Consider the following 22,062-nt stretch of genomic DNA (forward strand, 5'->3'; position numbering starts at 1 on the left):
CGTCACCGCACCGAGAATTTGACGCCGACGGCGGTGACCACAACGTTCACCACGAACAGAGCCATGAAGGAGAACACCACCGTCTGATTGACCGCATCGCCGACGCTCTTGGGACCGCCCCGGACATTCAGCCCGAGATAGCACGCCATCAGCCCGGCGATCAGGCCGAACAGCGTCGCCTTGACCTCCGAAATGACCAATTCGGGCAAATGCGTCAGCAGTGTGATCCCGTTGACGAACGCACCGGGATTCACACCCTGCAGGAATACCGAGAACACGAATCCGCCGAGGATGCCGATCGTGCACACCAGTCCGTTGAGCAGCGCGGCCACGAACATGGAGGCCAGCACGCGCGGCACCACCAGCCGGTGGATGGGATCGATGCCGAGCACCCGCATGGCGTCGATCTCCTCCCGAATGGTGCGGGCGCCCAGATCCGCGCAGATCGCGGTGGCGCCCGCGCCCGCCACGATCAGCACCGTGACGATCGGCCCGACCTGGGTGACCGAGCCGAATGCCGCGGCCGCACCGGACAGGTCGGCCGCACCGATCTCGCGCAACAGGATGTTGAGCGTGAAGCACACCAGCACGGTGAACGGAATCGCGACCAGCAGGGTCGGGGCGATCGACACACGGGCCACGAACCACGACTGGTCGATGAACTCGCGCCGTTGAAAGGGGGGCCGTACCAGGGCTCGTGCCACGCCGGCGGTGAGTTCGAAGAACCCGCCGACCGCTTGCATCGGCACGGCAAGAACCTGGTTCATTCCGCGATTCCTCCTAGCCATGCCTTGCACATACTGCCTGCGACGGGGGTCCACAGCGGGTCCACCGTCCCGAAGATTAGAACATGTTCATCCGCATTCGGGGCAGAATTTGTAGTTTTTGAACTGCCCTTTTTCACTCGAGCCGGGGTCTGGAGCTAGAACATGTTCATACAGCGTACAGAGCGCCCTTGTGAGGAGCCACACACCATCGAGATCCATGTCTACCAACTGCCGGACAACTGATCAACCAGTGTCGGATGGCAGCTGACACCAGTTGATCACTCAGCCGAGATCATGCAGCGCTGTCGCCGAAAACGTACGCCCCGAGGGCCGTTCGGAGAAGTAGTTTCCGAGAGTGTCGGCCAGCGCGGCCGAAGTCCATTCCGCACCGTCGGCGTCGAAGCGCCGCTCGACCTCCGGAGCGGCCATCAATGCCACCATCGGCCCGTAGACCACGAAGACCTGTCCGCTGATCGCCTCGGCGGCCGGAGCGGCCAGATAGGCGACCAACCGCGCCACATGATCGGGCGACAGCGGGTCCACCTCGCCCTCGGGAGCGTCGGAGAACACCTTCTCCGTCATCGCGGTGCGCGCCCGCGGGCAGATCGCATTGGCCCGCACGCCGTAGCGCGCCAGACCGCGCGACGCCGACAGCGTCAGCGCCGTGATGCCCGCCTTGGCGGCCGCGTAGTTGGCCTGCCCCTCCGGTCCGAGCAGACCGGCCTCGGAGGAGGTGTTGATCAGGCGCCCGTACACCGGCGCACCCGACTCCTTGGATTTGCCGCGCCAGTACGCGCCCGCATTGCGCGTCAACAGGAAGTGCCCGCGCAGATGCACCGCGAGCACCGCGTCCCAGTCCTCGTCGGACAGGTTGAACAGCATGCGGTCGCGGGTGATCCCGGCGTTGTTCACGACGATGTCGACCCCGCCGAACGCCTCGTCCGCCGTGCGGATCAACGCGTCCGCGGTGGCCCGCTCGGCCACGCTGCCCGCCACGAACTCGGCCTTGGCGCCGAGGGCGCGGATATCGGCGAGCGTCGCAGCAACCGCCTCGTTTTCGGCCAGATCGTTGACCACCACCGCGGCACCGGCACCGGCCAGGGCGAGCGCCTCTGCCCGTCCCAGCCCAGCTCCGGCTCCGGTCACAATCGCCACTCGACCGGAGAGACTCAGTTCACTTTCAGCCACGGGCCGACTCTAGAACGTGTTCCAGTCAACGGCAAGCATCCGTTCACTGAAGTTTCAGTGCCGCCTTCGGGCACTGCGAGACCGCGGTCTCGACATCGGCCAGCCGATCCGGGGCAACCTCGGCCTCCACGATGTGCAGCACGTCCTCGTCGTCGAGTTCGAACACGTCGGGCGCGATTCCGACGCAGATTCCGTTCGCCTCGCACTGGTCGAGATCCACACTGACCTTCATTGACTTCTCCTTCGCCGCCGATATCGCCGAGCTTATAGGGCCATCCCCGGCCACCGCGGCTGAAGCGGCCGGATCTAGGCTCCATACTGGAACATGTTTCAGTCAATGTGCAATGATCGGAACACCGGCCCAGCCCCATATCGGACGGCTATCGAACAAAGTTATGAGGTCACCGCGATGCGGATTGCGTATACCCCGCAACAGGAACAGCTGCGCGCCGAGCTGCGCGAGTACTTCGGCAAGCTGATCACCCCGGAACGCCGGGCGGCGCTGTCGGCCCAGACCGGCGAGTACGGGCACGGCGACGTCTACCGCGAGGTCGTGCGGGATATGGGACGCGACGGCTGGCTCGCACTGGGCTGGCCGAAGGAATTCGGCGGCCAGGACCGCTCCACCATGGATCAGCTGATCTTCACCGACGAGGCCGCCGCGGCGGGCGCCCCGGTGCCGTTCCTGACCATCAACTCGGTGGCGCCGACGATCATGCACTACGGCACCGAGGAGCAGAAGAAGTTCTTCCTGCCCAAGATCGCCGCCGGCGAGCTGCACTTCTCCATCGGCTACTCCGAGCCGGGCGCCGGCACCGACCTGGCCTCGCTGCGCACCTCGGCGGTGCGAGACGGCGACGACTGGGTCATCAACGGCCAGAAGATGTGGACCAGCCTCATCCAGTACGCCGACTACGTGTGGCTGGCCGCGCGCACCGACCCGAATGCCAAGAAGCACAAGGGCATCAGCATGTTCATCATGCCGACGACGGCCGAGGGCTTCTCCTGGACGCCGGTGCACACCATGGCGGGACCGGACACCAGCGCCACCTACTACCAGGACGTGCGCCTCCCGCACAGCGCGATGGTCGGCCCGGAGAACGGCGGCTGGTCGCTGGTCACCAATCAGCTCAACCACGAGCGGGTGGCGCTGACCTCCGCGGCGCCGCTGCAGCTGGCGGTCGCGCAGACCGTGGAATGGGCGCGCGACGCCAAGGATTCCAACGGCGCGCGGGTCATCGACAGCGAGTGGGTACAGATGAATCTGGCCCGCGTGCACGCCAAGGTCGAGTTCCTGAAGCTGCTGAACTGGGAGATCGCGTCGGGCGCCGACGCCGGTGGCGATGCCGCGCCGCGGCCGTGGGACGCCTCCACCTGCAAGGTGCTCGGCACCGAGCTGGCCACCGAGGCCTACCGCGCGCTCATGGAGGTGCTCGGGCCGCAGGGCTATCTGCGCCAGGACTCCCCCGGCGCGGCGCTGCGCGGACGGCTCGAGCGGATGCATCGCGCCTGCCTGATCCTGACCTTCGGCGGCGGCACCAACGAGGTGCAGCGCGACATCATCGCCATGACCGCCCTCAAACAACCGGCCGCGACCCGCTGACCACGGCACCCGCGCTCCCGAGGTGTCACCCGCCACGCAGGTTCGGGAGTCGCACTCGCCGCCGATTCATACGAAAGTTAGGTATAGACAATGGATTTCACGCCAACAGAAGGGCAGCTCGATCTGACGCGGCTGACCGGCGAGGTGTGCGGCAAGCTGGTGACCGCGGACCGAATCCGCGAATTGGACACCGCCGAGGTGCGTTTCGACGAGGCGCTGTGGAAGTCGCTGGCCGAGACCGGGGTGCTGGCGGCGACGCTGCCCGAGTCCGTCGGGGGCAGCGACCTGGGCATTCTGGAGCAGACCGCGGTGCTGCGCGAGCTGGGCAAGTACGTGGCTGCCGTCCCCTATCTGTGGTCGGTCGTGCTGGGCGCGGGCGCGCTGGCGGCGTTCGGCTCGCAGGCACAGCGGGAGCTGGCCGCGAAAGCCGCTGCGGGCGAGACGATTCTGACGGTGGCGCTGTCGGAGGAGCGCAACTGGGAGCCCGCCCGGCCCACGACCACGGCCACTGAGGAGGGCGGCGGCTGGCGGCTGACCGGCGCCAAGACCGTCGTCCCGTTCGCCGCGCAGGCATCGCGAATCCTGGTGTCGGCCAGCGTGTCCGGGTCGCCCGCGGTGTTCCTGGTGGACCCGGCGGACGCGAGCGTGCGAAGCGCCGATCAGCAGGTCGTCGATCGCAGCCCGGAGTCCGAACTCGAATTCGACCGCACCCCGGCCGAACCGGTCGGCACGGTGGAATCCGGTGCGGAGGTCGTGGACTGGCTGCTGTCGCGCGGCTGGCTGGGCCTGGCCGCACAGCAGCTGGGCACGCTCGAGCGGGCGCTGGAACTGGTCGCCGAGTACGGCCGCGAGCGTGAGCAGTTCGCCCGCAAGATCGGCAGCTTCCAGGCGGTCGCGCAGCGGCTGGCCGACGGCTACATCGATCTGCAGGGCCTGCGGCTGGCGGTCACCCAGGCCGCCTGGTGCCTGTCGGAGAACCTGCCCGCCGGGGCGGAGATCCACACCGCCAAGTTCTGGGCCGCCGAGGCCGGTCACCGCATCGCCCACACCGTCGTCCACGTGCACGGCGGCGTAGGCATCGACCGAGACCACGTGGCCCACAACTACTTCACCGCCGCCAAGCACAACGAATTCGCCCTCGGCGGCGCCACCGACCACCTCCGCGCCCTCGGCGCCACCCTCGCCGAATCCCACTGACGCCGGCCCCGGGCGCCGGGACGAACCGCCTACACGGAGTTCGCCCCGGCGCGGGCGAGGATTTCGTCGACGGTCTGGTCGACGGTGAGATCCGAGGAGTCGAGCCACAAACCGAGGCGCGGGGTTTCCGCGTGTAGGACCTTGTCGAGGTCGGCGACGGTGAAGGTGCCGTACGCCTTCTTGCCGCGACCGGCCTCGCGGCGCTCGATGGCTTCGGGCCGGGGTGCGAGCACTACGACGTAGAGCGGGCGGGTGCGGATCTGCTCGATCGTGTACGGCAGCAGTTCACCGAGCACGGTGTCCTGCAGGACGGCCGTGAACCCCTCCGCCGCATAGCCGTCCGCGACCTGCGCCGCCAGGCGGTGCCGCAGCCGCAACTGCGCCAACGCTTCCGGGCTCGGATCCGGTGACATCTCGGCGCTGCCGCTGACCACGGAGCGCCGGTAGGTATCGCCGCGCACGTGCGCCGAGCGCGGCAGGCGCTCGGCGAGCGCCTGCGCCACGGTGGATTTCCCGGCGGCCTGAATCCCGGTGATCAGATAGACCGCCCCACCGCCCGCCTGCTCCCCGAGTTCCGCCTCGTCGGCTGCTCGAAGGTGCTCACGGGACAGGTCGGGGCGCGCGGCGGGTTCGGTCATGACTGGACCATATGTGCGCGGCCGACATCGCCGCACCCGCATTTCCACGGCACGTCGACGGACGTTTCGTTACGGACCGCAACTACTCGATGAATTTCGGCCGCCCGACCCGTCGGAATCCATGTACACGTACCGACTGCGCAGTCGAAAGGGACCGACATGGCCAGCAAGATGATCTTCCTCAACCTCCCCGTCACCGATCTGGAGCGGTCCAAGAGGTTCTACGAGGCGCTGGGCTGGAAGGTGAATCAGGACTTCACCGACGACAATGCCGCCTGCGTCGTCGTCGACGACAACATCTGCCTGATGCTGCTGGTGCCGCCGTTCTTCGAAACCTTCAGCAAGCGCCCCATCGCGGATACCGTCGGCGCCATCGGCTCTCTCTACGCACTGTCGCTGGGCAGCGCCCAGGAGGTCGACGACCTCACCGACGCCGCCGTCGCGGCCGGCGGCACCGAGGAGGTCAGCGCGGACAAGCGTGCCCAGGAGGCCCAGGTCGGCATGCACGGGCGCACCTTCATCGACCCGGACGGCCACCAGTGGGAGCCCTTCTACATGGCCCACCCGGCGGCCTGATCCGCGTCGGGACGACCCGCACCTACACCCGCAGCTCCTTCTCCAACCCGAACAGCGGGAACATGCGGTCGGTGTCCAGGAAGAAGTGCAGGCCGCTGATCCGGTCGCCCTCGAGCTCCAGCACGGTGATCGACCACGGCACGTAGACGCCGGGCTCCCCGCTCGGCTTGTAGTGACCGAAGGCCGGGAGACCGTTGGCGCCCGCCAGCGGGACCATCTTCGAACCGCGGCACTCGTGCCCGGTGGTGACCATGAACCGGGCGACGTTCTCCGGGCCGGAGATCCACAGCTCGAACGGCGGCATGGACAGTGCCACATCCTGTTTCAGCAGGGAGGTGAGCGTGTCCATGTCGTAGGCCTCGAAGGCCTTGACGAAGCCGTCGACGAGCTTGCGCTGTTCCTCGTCGGATTCGTCGTAGCCGCCGGACTCGTCCGGCTGCACCTTGGACATGGTGGCGCGGGCCCGCTGCAGGGCGCTGTTCACCGAGGCCGGTGACATGGTCAGCATGTCGGCGGTCTCGTTCGCGGAGAAGCGCAGCACCTCGCGCATGATCAGGATCGCGCGCTGGGTGGCCGGAAGGTGCTGCACGGCGGCCACGAACGCCAGCCGCAGCGAATCCTTGGCCGAGGCGTGCTCGGCCGGGTCGGCGCCGAAGGCCATGCCGTTGGGGATGGGCTCGACCCACACGTAGTCCGGCTGGGCGGGCGGCAGCGGGGTGTCCGGGCTCGACGGACCCGACAGGTCCATCGGCCGGGCCCGCCGCTGCGGGCCGTCCAGCATGTCCAGGCAGACATTGGTGGTGATCTTGTACAGCCACGAACGGATGCTGGACCGGCCCTCGAACGAGCCGTATGCCTTCCACGCCCGGGTGAACGCGTCCTGTACCGCATCCTCGGCCTCGAACGAGGACCCCAGCATCCGGTAGGCGTAAGCACACAGCTCCCGCCGGTACCCCTCGAATTGCTCCAGCACCTCGCGAGTGACCTCGGTGGAGCCGGCGGAACTGCCCGTCTTGCTCATGTCAGACACTCTGGCACAAGGCACCGACAAGAAACAGCCCGTAAAGCAGGGTACCTACGTCCTAAACGTGACATACCGCACATGCGCCCAGGGCGCGCGACCGCTATTTCGTCGCGGGCGCCGGCGCATCCTCGTCGGCCGGGCACGATTCCGCGTGCGAGTGCGCCCACTTGTAGTCGGGCTTACCGGCCGGCGAGCGCTTGATCTCCTCGACGAACCAGAGGCTGCGGGGCATCTTGTAGGAGGAGATCTCCTGGGTCAGCATCGGGCGCAGTTCGTCCAGGGTCGGCCGCTTGCCGCCGCGGCACTGCACGACCGCACACACCCGCTGCCCCCAGCGCTCGTCGGCGACGCCGATCACCAGCGCGTCGAAGATCTCCGGATGCGACTTCAGCGCGCCCTCGACCTCCTCGGGGTAGATCTTCTCCCCGCCGCTGTTGATGCTCACCGACCCGCGGCCGAGCATGGTCACGGTGCCGTCCTCCTCCACCCGGGCGTAGTCGCCGGGGATGGAGTAGCGAATCCCGTTGAACTCCTTGAAGGTTGCCGCCGTCTTGACCGGGTCGTTGTAGTAGCCGACCGGGATGTGCCCCTTGCGGGCGAGCATGCCGACCTGCCCCGAACCGGGCGTGACGGGGGTGCCCTGCTCGTCGAGCACCGCGGTGGAGGCGTCGATCTTCACCCGCGGGCCGCCGGTGTGCGTGGCGCCCTTGGACGCCACGGCCAGGCCGCCGAAGCCGGTCTCCGAGGCGCCGATCGAGTCGGTGATCATCGTGGTCGACAGCAGCTCGATGAACTCGTCCTTGAGCGACGGTGAGAAGAGCGCCGCGCTACTGGCCATCGCCCACAGATTCGAATGCTTGTAGGGCTCACCGGTTTCCGGGTTGCCCGCCTTCAGCGCGTCGAGCATCGGCCGCGCCATGGCGTCGCCGGTGATGAAGATGAGGTTGACGTTGTGGCGGTCGATGGCCTGCCAGACGCCGTGCCCGGTGAACTCCGGCAGCATGATCGCCTTGCCGCCGTCGAACAGGCTGTGGAAGGTGGCGGCCTGCGAGCCGCCGTGAATCATCGGCGGGATCGGGTAGCGGGTCAGCTGGGCGTTGCTCGCGCCGTTCTTGGCCTGCTGCCACTCGTCTTCCACGTATTCGCCGGTCATGAAGTTGATGCCGCCGCCGAGCACGCGCCACCAGTCCTCCTGGCGCCACATCACGCCCTTGGGCATGCCGGTGGTGCCGCCGGTGTAGATCATGAAGATGTCGTCGGGCGAACGGTCCCCGAAGTCGCGCTCGCCGGACGTCGTCGCCAGCGCCGCTTCGTATTCCACCGAATCGGGGGCGGTCGGCACCTCGGACTCGGTGCCGTCGTTCACCACGATCACCGCCTTCAGCTTCGGGCTCGCCGGACGGACGGCCGTCACCCGATCGCTGTAGCGCCGCTCGTGAATCAGCGCGACCATATCCGAGTTGTCGATGATGTACTGCAACTCGTTCTCGACGTATCGGAAGTTCACGTTGACCATCACGGCCCGCGCCTTGAACACCGCGATCATGGCCTCCACGGCCTCGATGGTGTTGCGCGAGTAGATGCCGACCTTGTCGCCCGGCTGCACGCCCTGTCCCTGCAGGTAGTGCGCGAGTCGGTTGGCCCGATCCTCGAGCTCGGCGTAGGTCACCGAGCGAGTGTCGTCGGCCAGCGCGACGCGGTCCGGCACGAGGTCGATGGTGTGTTCGACAAGGTCCGCTATGTTGTGGCTCACAGGACAAAAATAGAACGTGTTCTTGGTCCTGACAAGAGTCAATTTACACCGTTTACGAATTCCCCAGGCCGACGATAGACGGCCACGGGTGACGGCGTGACCGGTTCGACCAAATACGTTGTGGCCCAACGAGGAATGCCCGCCTGGCGATGCCAAGCGGGCGCGGGCCGGGGCGGTCGATCGGGCTGCGCCGATCGACCACGACCGACTCGATATCAGTTCGGTTATAACGGAAGGCTATTGCTTTCCGTCTAGGTGGTCACGTATCGGTCCCGGATCTTGCGCTTGTAGAGTTTCCCGTTCGGGTCGCGGGGCAGCTCGTCCATGTAGTCGATGCTGCGGGGCAGCTTGTACTTCGCCAGCCGGCTCGCGGCGAACTCCATCAGCTCCCGGGTCAGTTCGTCACCGGCCGTGACACCCTCGGCGGGTTGCACCACGGCCTTGACCTCCTGGCCCCAATCCTCGTGCGGCAGACCGAAAACCGCGACGTCGGCGACCTTGGGATGGGTGATCAGCTCGCCCTCGATCTCGGCGGGGTAGATGTTCACCCCGCCGGACAGGATCAGATCCGAGCGGCGGTCGTGCAGGAACAGATAGCCGTCTTCGTCCATATGGCCGATGTCGCCGACGGTGAACAGGTCGCCGACGCGGGCATCCTCGGTCTTGGCCCTGTCCTTGTGGTACTCGAAATTGGAGCCGCCCATCCGCATGTAGACCGTGCCGATCTCGCCGGGCGGCACCTCGTTGCCGTCGTCGTCGAGCACCTTCACCACCGCGTACGGCCACGCCTTGCCGACCGATCCGGGCTTCTCGAGCCACTCCGCGCCACTGATGGACGTGCCGCCGCCCTCGGTCGCGGCGTAGTACTCGGTGACGACCGGGCCCCACCACTCGAGCATCCGGCGCTTGGTCTCCTGCGGGCACGGTGCCGCGCCGTGAATCATGCACCGCAGCGACGACACATCGTATTTCGCGCGCACCTCCTCCGGCAGCGCCAGCAGCCGGTGGAACTGGGTCGGCACCATGTGGCTGTGCGTGACGCGGTGGGCGTCGATCAGCCGCAGCATCTCCTCCGGATCCCACTTGTCCATCAGAACGACCTTGTGCCCCAGCTGAATCGAGATGGAGGCGAAGTTCAGCACGGCGGTGTGATACAGCGGCGAGCCGCAGATGTGGACGTGGTCGTCGAACGGCTGGATGCCGAACAAGCCGAAGAATCCGGTCGCCTGGGGCCCGATCACATCCGGGTCGGCGCCGGTGAGCGGACGCCGAACTCCCTTGGGGCGCCCCGTGGTTCCCGAGGTGTACAGCATCGGCGCCCCGGTGGTGCGGACGTCGGGACGGCCGCTCTCCCCCGCACCCAACTCCGCGAGCGGCCGGAAGCCCTCCACCGAACCCACCGAAAAGCGCGCGTCCGCAGGAACTTTCGCCTCGTCGGCGGCGGTGCGGGCGGCCGCGGCGAAACGCTCGTCCGCGACGAACGCCTTCGCCTCGCTGTCACCGAGGATGTAGGCGACCTCCGGACCGGTGAGATGCCAGTTCACCGCCACGATGTACAGCCCGGCCTGATACGCCGCGAAGTACACCGCGAGCGCCTCGGCGGTGTTGTGCACCATGGACACCAGCACGTCCCCGGCGCGCAGGCCCCGCGCCTGCAGGCCCCGAGCGAACCGGTCGGCCTGCGCGGCCAGTTCCGCGTAGCTGACCTCCCGGCCCGTCGGATCGACGACCGCGATCCGTTCGGGTGCGGCGGCGGCGATATTCCACAATCCCAGCTTTTGTGCCTGCTCCATCGAAGTCACCCCTCGAACTTAGAACGTGTTCTACATCTGGACAAGGGTCGGTGACCACTCGATTCCCTAGGACTGGATCAGGGGCGCGAGGCGCTCGAATTGCGCGGCGTCGCGCACCCCGACCAAGAGCATGGTGACCCCGGCCTGCTCCCACACCTTCAGCTGTTCCCGCACGTGCGCCTCGTCGCCGATGATGGTGGTGTCGAGGATCAGCTCGTCCGGCACCGCGGCCGCCGCCTCCTCCTTCCGCCCGGACCGGAACAGCCGGGTGATCTCGTCGACCTGGTCGCCGTACCCCATCCGCCGGTACACCTGCGCGTGGAAATTCAGCTCCTCCGCACCCATGCCGCCGATGTAGAGCGCCATGAACGGGCGCAGCCGATCGAGTTCGCCCTTGGTGTCGTCGGTGAGGATGACCTGCGCGGTGGCGGCGATCTCGAAGTCCTCCCGCGAACGCCGGGCACCCGCTCGCGCGAAGCCCTCGTCGAGCCATTCGTTGTACATCCCGGCCAGCCGCGGCGTGTAGTAGATCGCCAGCCAGCCGTCCGCGATCTCGGCGGTCAGCGCCACATTCTTGGGCCCCTCGGCACCGAGCCAGATCGGCAGATCCGCACGCAGCGGGTGGGTGATCGGTTTGAGCGGCTTGCCCAGACCGGTCGCGCCCGGCCCGGTGTAGGGCATCGGGAAATGCGGCCCGTCGCTCACCACCTTGCCCTCCCGCGCCAGCACCTGCCGGATGATCCCGACGTACTCTCGGGTCCGCTGCAACGGCTTGGCGAACGGCTGGCCGTACCAGCCCTCCACCACCTGCGGACCCGAGACGCCGAGGCCGAGGATGTGCCGCCCGCCGGTGAGATGGTCCATGGTCAGCGCCGCCATCGCCGTGGCCGCGGGCGTGCGCGCCGACAGCTGCACCACCGAGGTGCCCAGTCGCACCCGGCTGGTCTGCGACCCCCACCAGGCCAGGGGCGTGAACGCGTCCGAACCCCACGATTCGGCGGTGAACACCGCGTCGAATCCGGTTTCCTCGGCGGCGGCGACCAATTCCCCGACATTGGACGGCGGCTGCGCGCCCCAATATCCGAGCTGCAATCCGAAACGCATTCCATTTCCTTCCGTCGGGCGCCGCCGGGGTGGGCCCCCTGAGCGCCGGGGCTTGCGGGGCGAAGCCTCCGCATGGCTACTATTGCCACCAGAATAAGAACCTGTTCTACTCGATATCGTGACTCAGGGGAACACCATGACCGGCACAATCGCCGAAGGAAGTGGGCCGGAAACGGGAACCGCACCCGACGTGCTCGCCGCAGAACTGCGCATGAAGTTCGACTACACCCGCTCTGTGGGACCGACCATCGGACGGTTCCTGACCGGGCTGCGCGACGGCCGCATCGTCGGCGTCCGCGGCTCCGACGGCCGGGTGTTCGTGCCACCGGCCGAATACGATCCGGTGACCGCCGATCAGCTCACCGACTTCGTGGACGTGTCCGATGTCGGCACCGTGCAGAGCTGGAGCTGGGTCCGAGATCCCTTGCCCGGCCAGCCCTTCGACCGGCCCTTCGCCTGGGCACTGATCAAGCTCGACGGCGCCGACACCGCCCTGCTGCACGCGGTCGACGTGGCCTCCGCCGACGACCTGCGCACCGGGATGCGGGTGCGGGCGCGCTGGGCCGACGACCGGACCGGCAGCATCCACGACATCGCCTGCTTCGAACCCGGCGAGACCTCCGCCGCGCCGAGCGCGAGCGGCGAAACAGAGCCCGTCACCGGCATCGTCACCCCGATCGACCTGCGCTACAAGCACACCGCCGCGCCCCAGGAGACCGTCTACCTGCGGGCCATCGCCGAGGGGCGCCTGCTGGGCGCCCGCGCCTCGTCCGACGGCAAGGTGTACTTCCCGCCGCGCGGGGCCGACCCGCGTACCGGCGAGCCGACCGAGGATTATGTCGAGCTCGCCGACACCGGCGTCGTCACCACCTTCTGCATCGTGAACGTGCCGTTCCAGGGCCAGCGCATCAAGCCGCCGTACGTGGCCGCCTACGTGCTGCTCGACGGCTCCGATATCCCGTTCCTGCACCTCGTGCTCGGCTGCGAGGCGAGCGAGGTCCGGATGGGCATGCGGGTCAAGGCCTCCTGGAAACCCCGCGAGGAGTGGACCCACGAGGGCCTGGACAACATCTCGCACTTCGAGCCCACCGGCGAGCCCGACGCCGACTACGACTCCTTCTCGCAGCACTTGTAGAGAGGCGCTGAATACCTTGAGTGACAACACATCCGATATCGCGGTCGTGGGCTTCGCGCACGCACCGCACGTCCCCGAGACCTACGGCACCACCAACGGTGTCGAGATGCTGGCGCCGTGCTTCCGGCACCTGTACGACAAGCTCGGCATCACCGTCTCCGACATCGACTTCTGGTGCTCCGGATCCTCGGATTACCTTGCGGGCCGGGCCTTCTCGTTCATCTCGGCGATCGACTCGATCGGCGCGGTGCCGCCGATCAACGAATCGCACGTGGAGATGGACGCGGCCTGGGCGCTGTACGAGGCGTGGGTGAAACTGCGCTCCGGACAGGCGAAGACGGCGCTGGTGTACGGATTCGGCAAGGCCTCCGCCGGGACGCTACGCCAGGTTCTCACCCTGCAGACCGATCCGTACCTGGTCGCCCCGCTGTGGCCGGACGCCACGTCGATGGCCGGGCTGCAGGCGCGGGCCGGGCTGGACGCCGGTCGCTGGACCGAGCGGGATATGGCCGCGGTAACGGCCGCCGACGACGCCGAGATCGAAAAGCGGCTCGCCGCACCGTATGTCGCCGATCCGCTGCGCGAACACGATATCGCCCCGATCACCGACGGCGCCGCCGCGATCGTGCTGGCCGTGGGTGACCGCGCACGCGAGCTGTGCGAGCGCCCGGCGTGGCTGACCGATATGGCGCATCGCATCGACACCCCCATCCTGGGCGCCCGCGATCTCACCGTCTCCGCCTCGGCCACGGCCGCCGCCAAGGCCGTAACCGGCGGCGACACAGGCGGATTCGATATCGCGGAGCTGCACGCGCAGTTCAGCCACGAGCAGCTGATCCTGAAAGAGGCCCTCGGCCTGGGTGATTCGACCCGCATCAACCCCTCGGGCGGCCCCCTGTCGGGCAACCCGATGTTCGCGGCGGGCCTGGAGCGCATCGGCTTCGCCGCGACGCAGATCATGAACGGCGACGCCGGGCGCGCCCTCGCCCACGCGGCGAGCGGCCCTGCGCTGCAGCAGAACCTGGTGGCCAAACTGGAGGCACGATGACCAACCTCGCCGCGGTGCTCGGCACCGGACAGACCCATCACGTGACGAAACGGTCGGACGTATCGATGGCAGGCATGTGCCGGGAGGCGATCGACCGCGCCCTCGCCGATGCCGATCTCACCATGGCCGATATCGACGCGGTCGTCGTCGGCAAGGCGCCGGACCTGTTCGAGGGCTCCATGATGCCCGAGCTGTTCCTCGCAGATGCCTTGGGCGCCACCGGAAAACCGCTGCTGCGCGTGCACACCGCCGGTTCGGTCGGCGGCTCCACCGGCATCGTCGCGGCCAATCACGTCCAGGGCGGCGTGCACGGCAAGGTGCTGGCGGTGGCGTGGGAGAAGCAGTCGGAATCCAATGCCATGTGGGCGCTGTCGAATCCGGTCCCGTTCACCAAGCCGGTGGGCGCGGGCGCGGGCGGATATTTCGCGCCGCACGTGCGCGCCTACATCCGTCGCGCCAACGCGCCGCTGCACATCGGCGCCATGGTCGCGGTGAAGGATCGCCGCAACGGCTCGAAGAATCCGCTCGCCCACCTGCAGCAGGCCGATATCACCATGGAGTCGGTGCTGGCCTCGCAGATGCTGTGGGACCCGATACGTTTCGACGAGACCTGCCCCTCCTCCGACGGCGCCTGCGCGATCGTGCTCGGCGACGAGTCCTCGGCCGCGGCCGCGGAGGCCACCGGCAAGAAGGTCGCGTGGGTGCACGGCACCGCGATGCGCACCGAACCGCTCGCCTACGCCGGGCGCGACCAGGTCAGCCCGCAGGCCGGGCGCGACGCCGCGGCCGCGCTGTGGCGGCAGGCCGGAATCACCAATCCGCTGGAGGAGATCGACGCCGCCGAGATCTACGTGCCGTTCTCCTGGTTCGAGCCGATGTGGCTGGAGAACCTGGGCTTCATGCCCGAGGGCGAGGGCTGGAAGCTGACCGACGCCCGGGAGACGGAGATCGGCGGAAAGCTGCCGGTCAACCCCTCCGGCGGCGTGCTGAGCTCCAACCCGATCGGCGCCTCGGGCCTGATCCGCTTCGCCGAGGCGGCCAAGCAGGTGATGGGCCGCGCCGGGGACTACCAGGTCGACAACGCGCGCAAGGCATTCGGGCACGCGTACGGCGGCGGGTCGCAGTACTTCTCCATGTGGGTTGTGGGGTCCGAGCGGCCATGAAGTTCTCACTCGGGATCGCGATGAGCCCGCTCGAGCAGCTGCCGGAGCTGGCGAAAACCGCCGAGGAGTGCGGCTTCTCGGGGATCGCCCTGCCGGATTCGCTGTTCTACATGCAGGAGCAGGCGGCGAAGTACCCCTATACGCCCGACGGCAGCCGGTTCTGGGGCCCCGAAACGCCCTGGGTGGACCCGCTCATCGGCGCGACCGCCATGGCCGCGGCCACCAGCAGCATCCAGTTCTACACCAATGTACTGAAGCTGGGCTCCCGGAATCCGCTGCTCCTGGCCCGGCAGGTGGGCTCGGTCGCGGCCCTGAGCGGCGACCGGTTCGGATTCGGCGTCGGAATCGGCTGGGCTCCGGAGGAATTCGAATGGTGCGGCGTGCCATATGCGCGCCGCGGCGCTCGCGTGGACGAGATGATCGAGGTCATCCGGCTTGTACTGGGCGGCGGGATGGTCGAATTCCATGGTGAATTCTTCGATTTCGGACCGCTGCAGATGAGTCCCGCACCGAAGCGGCCGGTACCGTTCTACATCGGTGGGCATACCGAGCCCGCGTTACGCCGTGCGGCCCGTGTCGGCGACGGCTGGTGTTCTGCAATGATGAAATACAAGGACATCTGCAAAACCATCGGCAAACTCACCGCGCTCCGCGCCGAATACGGCCGGACTGACCAGTCTTTCGAAATCCAGGTCGTCTGTATCGATCGTTTCGGACGCTCCGGCTACTCCGAACTGGCGGCCGCCGGAGTCACCGACACCATCGTGGTGCCGTGGGTGTTCGACGGCCTCGGCTTCGACGCCGACCTGGCCGCCAAGCAGGAATCGCTGCACCGCTTCGCCGAGCAGTTCATCGCCGACCCGATCGGAGTTCCCGCATGACGACCACCACCGAGCACCCCGCGCGCATCGCCGGGCGCGCCTCGCAGTCCGCGGTGCGCGCCCGCGACAAGGCCGCCTGGCTGGAGCTTTTCGCCGCCGACGGCATCGTGGAGGACCCGATCGGGCCGTCGCACTTCGACCCCGAGGGCAAGGGCCACCGCGGCCGCGACGCCATTGCGGCGTTCTGGGACAAGGCGATCGCACAGACCGAATCGATCGAGTTCGTCTTCGACGACTCCTTCGCCTGCGGCAACGAGGTCGCGTTCACGGGCCTGATCCGCACGCACATCGGTGGCCAGGTCATCGACGCCGAGGGCGTGTTCACCTACCGGGTCGACGAAGCGGGCAAGATCGCCGCCCTGCGCGCCTTCTGGGAGACCGACCGCGCCATGAAGACCATGGTCCCGGCGCAAAAAGCGCGCCGGGAATAGGAGAGGACGCGCGCCGGGTATAGGAGAGGACGCCGGGAGTGACGAAGGGCGGGCACCTTTGGTGCCCGCCCTCTCCGTTGCTACCCATCATTCCGGCCCGCGCGCGGCCACCCATCCATTCCGGCCTGCGTTCGCTACCCATCCGTTCCGGCGTGCGCGCGCTACCCATCCGTTCCGGCGTGCTTTGGCCGGATGGCGTCAATGTGCCACCGGGCAACCCGCGGCCTTGTAGTCCACCTGGAACTCCTTGATGCCGTTGAGCCAGCCCGACTGCAACCGGCGCGGATCGCCGAGCTTGGAGATGTCGGGCAGGTGGTCGGCGATGGCGTTGAAGATCAGGTCGATCTCCAGCCGGGCCAGGTTGGCGCCGATGCAGAAGTGCGCGCCGGTGCCGCCGAAGGCCAGGTGCGGGTTGGGATCCCGCAGGATATCGAAGGTGAACGGGTCCTCGAAGACCTCTTCGTCGAAGTTCGCCGAGCGGTACATCATCACCACCCGCTCGCCCTTCTTGATCTGCACGCCGCTCAACTCGGTGTCCTCGAGCGCGGTCCGCTGGAACGAGGTGACCGGGGTGGCCCAGCGGATGATCTCCTCGGCCGCGGTCTTGGGCCGCTCCGCCTTGAAAAGCTCCCACTGATCGGGGTTTTCGAGGAAGGCGATCATGCCGTGCGTGATGGCGTTACGGGTGGTCTCGTTACCGGCCACCGCGAGCAGGATCACGAAGAAGCCGAACTCCTCCGAGGTCAGCGACTCCCCGTCGATATCGGCGTTGACCAGCTCGGTCACGATATCGCTGGCGGGACAGCCCTTTCGCGCCTCGGCCATCTGGTACGAGTAGCCGAGGATCTCCGCGGACGCCGCCACCGGGTCGGCGGTGGACTCGGGATCGTCGTAGCCGGTCATGTCGTTGGACCATTGGAAGACCTTCATCCGGTCCTCCTGCGGCACCCCGATCAGCTCGGCGATGGCCTGCAGCGGCAGCTCGCACGCCACCTGCGTGACGAAATCGCCGGATCCGGAGGCCGCGGCCGCCTCGACGATCGACTTGGCCCGCGCCGACAGCTCGGCGCGCAGCCCGTTGATCGCGCGCGGCGTGAAGCCCTTCGAGATGAGCTTGCGCATCCGCGTGTGCTGCGGCGCGTCCTGGTTGAGCAGCACGAACCGCTGCAGTTCGATCTGCTCGCGGGTGATGTCGTCGTTGAAGCGCGGGATCGCGGTGTTCTCGAAGTTCGAGAACACGTCGCTGCGCCGCGACACCTCCTTGACGTCGGCATGCTTGGTGAGCACCCAGAACCCCTCGTCCTGGAAGCCGCCGGTGCTGGGCGACTTCGGGTTCCACCAGATCGGGGCGCTGCGGCGCAGCTCGGCCAGCTCTTCGACCGGCACCCGCTGGGCCCAGATCTCCGGGTCCGTCACATCGAAGCCATCGGGAACGTTAGGCCGTGCTGTGTCCACCAGCTGTCTCCTTCGACTAACTGAAACAGGTTCTATCGTCATTGAAGCATAGGCGGTAGAACTAGTGAAGAAGCGGATAACTAGACTGAGAATGATCGCAGAACCTGTTTCAGTTTCTGCCCGAAAGGAACGACATGGGCACTCCCGTCATCGTCGAGGCCGCGCGGACGCCGATCGGCAAACGCGGCGGCTGGCTGGCCGGTCTACACGCCACCGAGGTCCTGGGCGCCGCCCAGCGCGGCGTGCTCGAGCGCGCACACGTAGACCCGGCGCTGGTCGAGCAGGTCATCGGCGGCTGCGTCATGCAGGTGGGCGAGCAGGGCAACAACGTCACCCGCACCGCCTGGCTGCACGCCGGACTCCCCTGGCAGACCGGCGCCACCACCATCGACGCCCAGTGCGGTTCGGCCCAGCAGGCCAACCACCTGATCGCCGGGCTGATCGCCGCCGGTGCCATCGATACCGGCCTGGCCTGCGGCGTCGAGTCCATGAGCCACGTGCCGCTGGGCGCGAACGTCGGCGAGAACGCCGGACCACGCCGCCCCGCCAGCTGGGATATCGACATGCCCAATCAGTTCGAGGCGGCCGAGCGAATTGCCAAGCGGCGCGGCATCACCCGCGACGACATCGACGAATTCGGCGTTCGCTCACAGCGTCTCGCCGCGCAGGCGTGGGCCGAGGGGCGCTACGAGCGCGAGGTACTCACCGTCACCGCACCCCAGGTGGACAAGGAGGGCAACCTCACCGGCGAGAAGCTCGACGTCAATCGCGACCAGGGCCTGCGCGACACCACACGGGAGGGACTGGCCAAGCTGAAGCCGGTGCTCGAGGGCGGTATCCACACCGCCGGAACGTCGTCGCAGGTCTCCGATGGCGCCGCCGCGGTGCTGCTGATGGACGAACAGGCTGCCGCCCGTGCGGGTTTGCGCCCGCGCGCCCGCATCGTGACGCAGGCGCTGGTCGGTGCGGAGCCGGAGTTCCACCTCGACGGTCCGGTGCAGGCGACCAGCCGGCTGCTGGAGCGGTCGGGCATGAGCATGTCCGATATCGACGTGTTCGAGATCAACGAGGCGTTCGCCTCGGTGCCGCTCTCGTGGGCCTCGGTACACCGCCCCGACCTGGATCGGGTCAACGTCAACGGCGGTGCGATCGCACTCGGGCATCCGGTGGGCAGCACCGGATCGCGCCTCATCACGACGGCCCTGCACGAGCTGGAACGGTCGGACAAGTCGATCGCCATGGTCCTCATGTGCGCCGGTGGCGCACTTGCGACAGGCACGATCATCGAGAGGGTCTCGTAACCCCCAGCTTTCAGGGGCAATGGTTGAATCTTCATCCCCTAAACCGTCAAACGTGGCGTACGCCACACAATATGCGGTACAGAAGGAAGGATGAGATGTCAGCTATCTTGAGGCTACCGAAGGCCCGTTGAACAAGACCCGTTCGACGGGCCAATACCGGTCTCCACCAGCGGTTCCCAACAACCGGTGCGGTGGCCCGCAAACGCCCCGGCCACAACCGGTTCCCGAACCGGTCGCCTGGAAGCTTCAAGGAAATCGCGAATCAGGCGTAGGTTTTCAGTTACTCAGCCGCTAATATCAATGATACGTATCCGAGATAACGACTGTTAGTACAGCGAAGGGAATTGGGCGGCTCACAATGGCTGATTTCGCGGCGCGGCTGAACAAGCTGTTCGAAACCGTGCATCCCCCGGGGCGTAAGCCGCACACCAACGCCGAGGTGGCGGCTGCGCTGACGGCCTCCGGCCATCCGATCTCGAAACCGTATCTCTCGCAGTTGCGGTCGGGACAGCGGACCAACCCGTCCGACGAGACGGTGGCCGCGTTGGCGAAGTTCTTCAAGGTCAAACCGGACTACTTCTTCAACGACATCTACGCCGCCAAGATCGATCACGATCTCGAGCTGCTGTCCCAGCTGCAGGGCTATGGACTGCGTCGGTTGTCGAGTAGGGCGTTCGATCTTTCCGAGGAATCGCAGAACCTCCTCACCTCCATGGCGGAGAAGCTGCGAGCGAGCGAGGGTCTGCCCGAGATCCCGCCGGACGGCACGGAATAGCAAGTCCCACAAGGCGACACAGTGCGGTGTCTCGGAGCCGCACTGTGTTTGTTTTGCGGCTGAGACCGAAGCGGGAACGCTTCGGTCTCAGCCGTGTCCGCACTCGGCAGCTCGGGCGGCCGGGTCTGATGCCATGCCCGAGCGCGCTTTCCGCCGTGTGACGCACGCCGCAATACCGGTCGGTCGGGCGAATCCCCGGCGTCTGTGATCCGCCCATGCCCACTGCCCGATCCGTTGCCCAGCCCACATGCCCCGGCGCCCACATCGCCCACCGCGCGCCCAATTCGCATGCCCCCGGCCCACATCGGCCGTCCCGCACCCAGCTCACATCCCCCGGCCCACACCGGCCGCCGCGCACCCAGCTCACATCCCCCGGCCCACACCGGCCGCCGCGCACCCAGCTCACATGCCCCGGCCCACATCGGCCGCCGGACCTCGTGTGATCGCCGGGGCACCAGCGTGATTCAGCCCCGCTGGGTCGCGGCGGGTCGCGGCTCGGCCGGAGTGGCGTCGAAGGCTCGGGCGATGGCGCGCACCCAGCCGCGCGGGCTCATGCCCTCGGGGGGCCTGATCCAGCGCGCGTCGACGATCACGTCCCCGAGCGGATGGCGAGCCCAGTACGCGACCTTGGCGGCCCGCTCGCTGACCGAACTCGCGGGCTCGCCCGCGACCACCAACTCCATGCCGCCGCCGGACTGGACGTAGAGCGCGTCCATGATCTGCGCGACCTGATCGGAGGCCTTGAGCTGCGTGCTGGACGGGGTCTTCTCGGAGGCCACCACCTCGGGGAAGCGCCCGACCATGGTGCGGTGCAGGGGCCGAATCTGCCGCAGCAGCAGGCGCGCTCGCGCCCACAGCTCGATCACGATCCAGACCGCGCCGACCGCGATGAGCAGGCTGGCCGCCTGCCACGCGGGCCAGTACCACCCCGCCTGCCCCGGCCGGGCCGGTGCCACATCCATGGCCAGACGGCGGATCGACAGCACCGCCAGCACGCCGACCAGGATGGTTCCCGAGGTGTACAGGGCGATCCCGCGGCCCAGACCCGTCCAGTCCAGATTGCGCAGGCCGGTGAAGGCGACGAACACGCACGCCAGCAGCGTCACCACCCAGCCGAACATGATGGACCACGCCAGCGTGACCGCGATGGCGACGATTCCGACGGCGTAGATGAGCGCACCGATCTGGCGCAGGTTCTGCCGCGACACGATCGGCCAGGCCGCCGCGGCCACCACCGAGGTGGCCACGGAGAACAGCAGCCAGGCCGACACCTGGATCCGATCGGCGAGCATCTGGCCGCGAATTCCGTTGGGCAGCAGATGGTCCAAGGCAACGCCGACCTCGGGAATGGAGACGGTGGCGGCCGCGGCGACGGCGGCCACGGCCACCACGATCGCGACCCGCGCGGTCGTCGCCGGCTTCACCAGGACGCGCCCGACGCGGGCACCGGCGGCCATCCAGACCAGCAGGGCAGTCAGCCAGAACGTCATGCCGTCACCTCGCTCATCCGAGTGCCTCGTCGAATCGCAGGACCGATACGCCGGCGCCCCGGTTGTGGAATACGCGCAGGCGGGTCATCAGCATGCTGGCGAAGGTCTCTGCCTCCCACTCGCATTGGTCGTCCTCGCCGTCCTCGACGATCTGCTGGTGCGCGCGCTGGCTGAGCATGTAGGCGATCAGGTCGTCGTCGGCCTCCAGGGTCACCGCGGGAGCCGGCTCGCCGGGATGGTCGAAGATGATGTGCCCCAACTCGTGTGCGAGCGTGTGGTCGCGGCTCGGCAACGCCGAGGCCAGCACGATGATGTCCTTGTCCGGGTAGCTGCGCCGCTGTCCGCACACGCCGGGACCCAGTTCGCCGCTGGCGATCTCGATCGGGCGACGGCGCTCGGCCGAGATGGCCAGCACCACCTCGTCGAGCGTGGTGGCGTCGAAGTCGGCCGCCACCGCGCAGACCGCGTCGACGGCGGCCGCGACCCGGCGATAGGAGCGGTTACTTTGCGTGCGACTGTCCGTCATCGGTCACCCCCTCATGCCCTCGGTCCGAAGAACTCCGCACGGGCGGCGTCGATGCGCGCCTGGGCGGCCGAGGCACTCTGGAAGCTGACCGCGCCGGATCCGGCCGCGGCCAACGCCATTGCGGCCACGCCGCCGACGACGCTCAGCACCTTGATGGGCGGCAGCAGGCCGCTGTCGGCGGTGGGGCGCACGTTCGGCTGCGCCTGCGCCGGCG

21 protein-coding genes and 1 pseudogene are annotated in these 22,062 nt (G+C 67.8%); 10 read left to right on the forward strand and 12 right to left on the reverse strand.

The genetic code is table 11. From position 1 onward, the window contains the following. Positions 1–2 precede the first annotated feature (2 nt). From NM1_RS28525 to NM1_RS28535, 3 genes are all read right to left on the reverse strand, one after another. The gene (locus NM1_RS28525; protein ID WP_068026568.1) at positions 3–767 is read right to left on the reverse strand and encodes an MlaE family ABC transporter permease; all 765 of its coding nucleotides are present in this window, start codon (positions 765–767) and stop codon (positions 3–5) included. Between the two features lie 282 nt (positions 768–1,049). Further along, positions 1,050–1,955, reverse strand: coding sequence for a 3-oxoacyl-ACP reductase (locus NM1_RS28530; protein ID WP_068026572.1), 906 nt, complete (start codon positions 1,953–1,955; stop codon positions 1,050–1,052). Positions 1,956–1,998: 43 nt separating this feature from the next. Further along, entirely contained in the window at positions 1,999–2,187 is a 189-nt protein-coding gene (locus tag NM1_RS28535) for a ferredoxin (protein ID WP_068026575.1), read from the reverse strand. Positions 2,188–2,364: 177 nt separating this feature from the next. On the opposite strand from NM1_RS28535, the gene NM1_RS28540 reads away from it, so the two are divergent. After that, positions 2,365–3,558 carry an acyl-CoA dehydrogenase family protein gene (locus tag NM1_RS28540; RefSeq protein WP_068026578.1) on the forward strand — a complete coding sequence of 398 codons (1,194 nt, stop codon included), beginning with the start codon at positions 2,365–2,367 and terminating at the stop codon, positions 3,556–3,558. 90 nt (positions 3,559–3,648) lie between these two features. Next, a complete protein-coding gene (locus tag NM1_RS28545; RefSeq protein WP_068026581.1) occupies positions 3,649–4,755 on the forward strand; it encodes an acyl-CoA dehydrogenase family protein in 1,107 nt (368 codons plus the stop codon). Positions 4,756–4,784: 29 nt separating this feature from the next. Here NM1_RS28545 and NM1_RS28550 read toward each other — a convergent pair whose 3' ends face one another. Next, entirely contained in the window at positions 4,785–5,393 is a 609-nt protein-coding gene (locus NM1_RS28550) for an AAA family ATPase (RefSeq protein WP_084520140.1), read from the reverse strand. Positions 5,394–5,552: 159 nt separating this feature from the next. On the opposite strand from NM1_RS28550, the gene NM1_RS28555 reads away from it, so the two are divergent. Beyond that, positions 5,553–5,969 carry a VOC family protein gene (locus tag NM1_RS28555; RefSeq protein WP_068026583.1) on the forward strand — a complete coding sequence of 139 codons (417 nt, stop codon included), beginning with the start codon at positions 5,553–5,555 and terminating at the stop codon, positions 5,967–5,969. A 22-nt stretch (positions 5,970–5,991) separates the two neighbouring features. Here the strand turns inward: NM1_RS28555 and NM1_RS28560 are convergent, their stop codons facing one another. The 4 genes from NM1_RS28560 to NM1_RS28575 all read right to left on the reverse strand — a co-directional run bounded on the left by NM1_RS28560 (position 5,992) and on the right by NM1_RS28575 (position 11,643). Next, positions 5,992–6,990, reverse strand: coding sequence for a sigma-70 family RNA polymerase sigma factor (locus NM1_RS28560; protein WP_068026586.1), 999 nt, complete (start codon positions 6,988–6,990; stop codon positions 5,992–5,994). A gap of 103 nt (positions 6,991–7,093) precedes the next feature. Then, complete coding sequence (locus tag NM1_RS28565; RefSeq protein WP_068026589.1) at positions 7,094–8,746, reverse strand: acyl-CoA synthetase; 1,653 nt, start codon at positions 8,744–8,746, stop codon at positions 7,094–7,096. 251 nt (positions 8,747–8,997) lie between these two features. Beyond that, positions 8,998–10,539: an acyl-CoA synthetase gene (locus NM1_RS28570; protein ID WP_068026592.1), complete on the reverse strand. Its 1,542-nt coding sequence runs from the start codon at positions 10,537–10,539 to the stop codon at positions 8,998–9,000. 66 nt (positions 10,540–10,605) lie between these two features. Continuing rightward, complete coding sequence (locus NM1_RS28575; RefSeq protein ID WP_068026595.1) at positions 10,606–11,643, reverse strand: LLM class F420-dependent oxidoreductase; 1,038 nt, start codon at positions 11,641–11,643, stop codon at positions 10,606–10,608. A gap of 136 nt (positions 11,644–11,779) precedes the next feature. On the opposite strand from NM1_RS28575, the gene NM1_RS28580 reads away from it, so the two are divergent. From NM1_RS28580 to NM1_RS28600, 5 genes are read left to right on the forward strand one after another with little or no spacing between them, the layout of a single operon-like run. Then, the gene (locus NM1_RS28580; protein ID WP_068026598.1) at positions 11,780–12,778 is read left to right on the forward strand and encodes a Zn-ribbon domain-containing OB-fold protein; all 999 of its coding nucleotides are present in this window, start codon (positions 11,780–11,782) and stop codon (positions 12,776–12,778) included. 16 nt (positions 12,779–12,794) lie between these two features. Further along, positions 12,795–13,826, forward strand: coding sequence for a thiolase family protein (locus NM1_RS28585; protein ID WP_068026601.1), 1,032 nt, complete (start codon positions 12,795–12,797; stop codon positions 13,824–13,826). After that, positions 13,823–14,989: a thiolase family protein gene (locus tag NM1_RS28590; protein ID WP_068026604.1), complete on the forward strand. Its 1,167-nt coding sequence runs from the start codon at positions 13,823–13,825 to the stop codon at positions 14,987–14,989. Before NM1_RS28585 ends, NM1_RS28590 begins: the two co-directional genes overlap by 4 nt. After that, positions 14,986–15,870, forward strand: coding sequence for a TIGR03619 family F420-dependent LLM class oxidoreductase (locus NM1_RS28595; protein WP_068026607.1), 885 nt, complete (start codon positions 14,986–14,988; stop codon positions 15,868–15,870). Before NM1_RS28590 ends, NM1_RS28595 begins: the two co-directional genes overlap by 4 nt. Then, the gene (locus NM1_RS28600) at positions 15,867–16,301 is read left to right on the forward strand and encodes a nuclear transport factor 2 family protein (RefSeq protein WP_068026610.1); all 435 of its coding nucleotides are present in this window, start codon (positions 15,867–15,869) and stop codon (positions 16,299–16,301) included. The genes NM1_RS28595 and NM1_RS28600 overlap by 4 nt, the downstream gene beginning before the upstream one ends. A 198-nt stretch (positions 16,302–16,499) precedes the next feature. On the opposite strand, the gene NM1_RS28605 is transcribed toward NM1_RS28600, so the two are convergent. Beyond that, entirely contained in the window at positions 16,500–17,798 is a 1,299-nt protein-coding gene (locus NM1_RS28605) for a cytochrome P450 (RefSeq protein WP_068026613.1), read from the reverse strand. Between the two features lie 92 nt (positions 17,799–17,890). Between NM1_RS28605 and NM1_RS28610 the strand changes: the two genes are divergently transcribed. Both NM1_RS28610 and NM1_RS28615 read left to right on the forward strand, forming a co-directional pair. Further along, a complete protein-coding gene (locus NM1_RS28610; protein ID WP_068026616.1) occupies positions 17,891–19,057 on the forward strand; it encodes a steroid 3-ketoacyl-CoA thiolase in 1,167 nt (388 codons plus the stop codon). A 358-nt stretch (positions 19,058–19,415) separates the two neighbouring features. Beyond that, a complete protein-coding gene (locus NM1_RS28615; protein ID WP_011207048.1) occupies positions 19,416–19,832 on the forward strand; it encodes a helix-turn-helix domain-containing protein in 417 nt (138 codons plus the stop codon). A gap of 464 nt (positions 19,833–20,296) precedes the next feature. On the opposite strand, the gene NM1_RS28620 is transcribed toward NM1_RS28615, so the two are convergent. The 3 genes and pseudogenes from NM1_RS28620 to NM1_RS43155 all read right to left on the reverse strand — a co-directional run. After that, on the reverse strand, positions 20,297–21,322 hold the full coding sequence (locus NM1_RS28620; RefSeq protein WP_068026619.1) for a hypothetical protein: 1,026 nt from the start codon (positions 21,320–21,322) through the stop codon (positions 20,297–20,299). A 13-nt stretch (positions 21,323–21,335) separates the two neighbouring features. Beyond that, a complete protein-coding gene (locus tag NM1_RS28625) occupies positions 21,336–21,848 on the reverse strand; it encodes an ImmA/IrrE family metallo-endopeptidase (RefSeq protein ID WP_068026622.1) in 513 nt (170 codons plus the stop codon). Between the two features lie 11 nt (positions 21,849–21,859). After that, positions 21,860–22,062 (reverse strand): annotated as a pseudogene (locus NM1_RS43155) (cell surface protein); the annotation flags it as partial.

Source organism: Nocardia mexicana NBRC 108244 (genome assembly GCF_001613165.1).
GTDB lineage: Bacteria > Actinomycetota > Actinomycetes > Mycobacteriales > Mycobacteriaceae > Nocardia > Nocardia mexicana.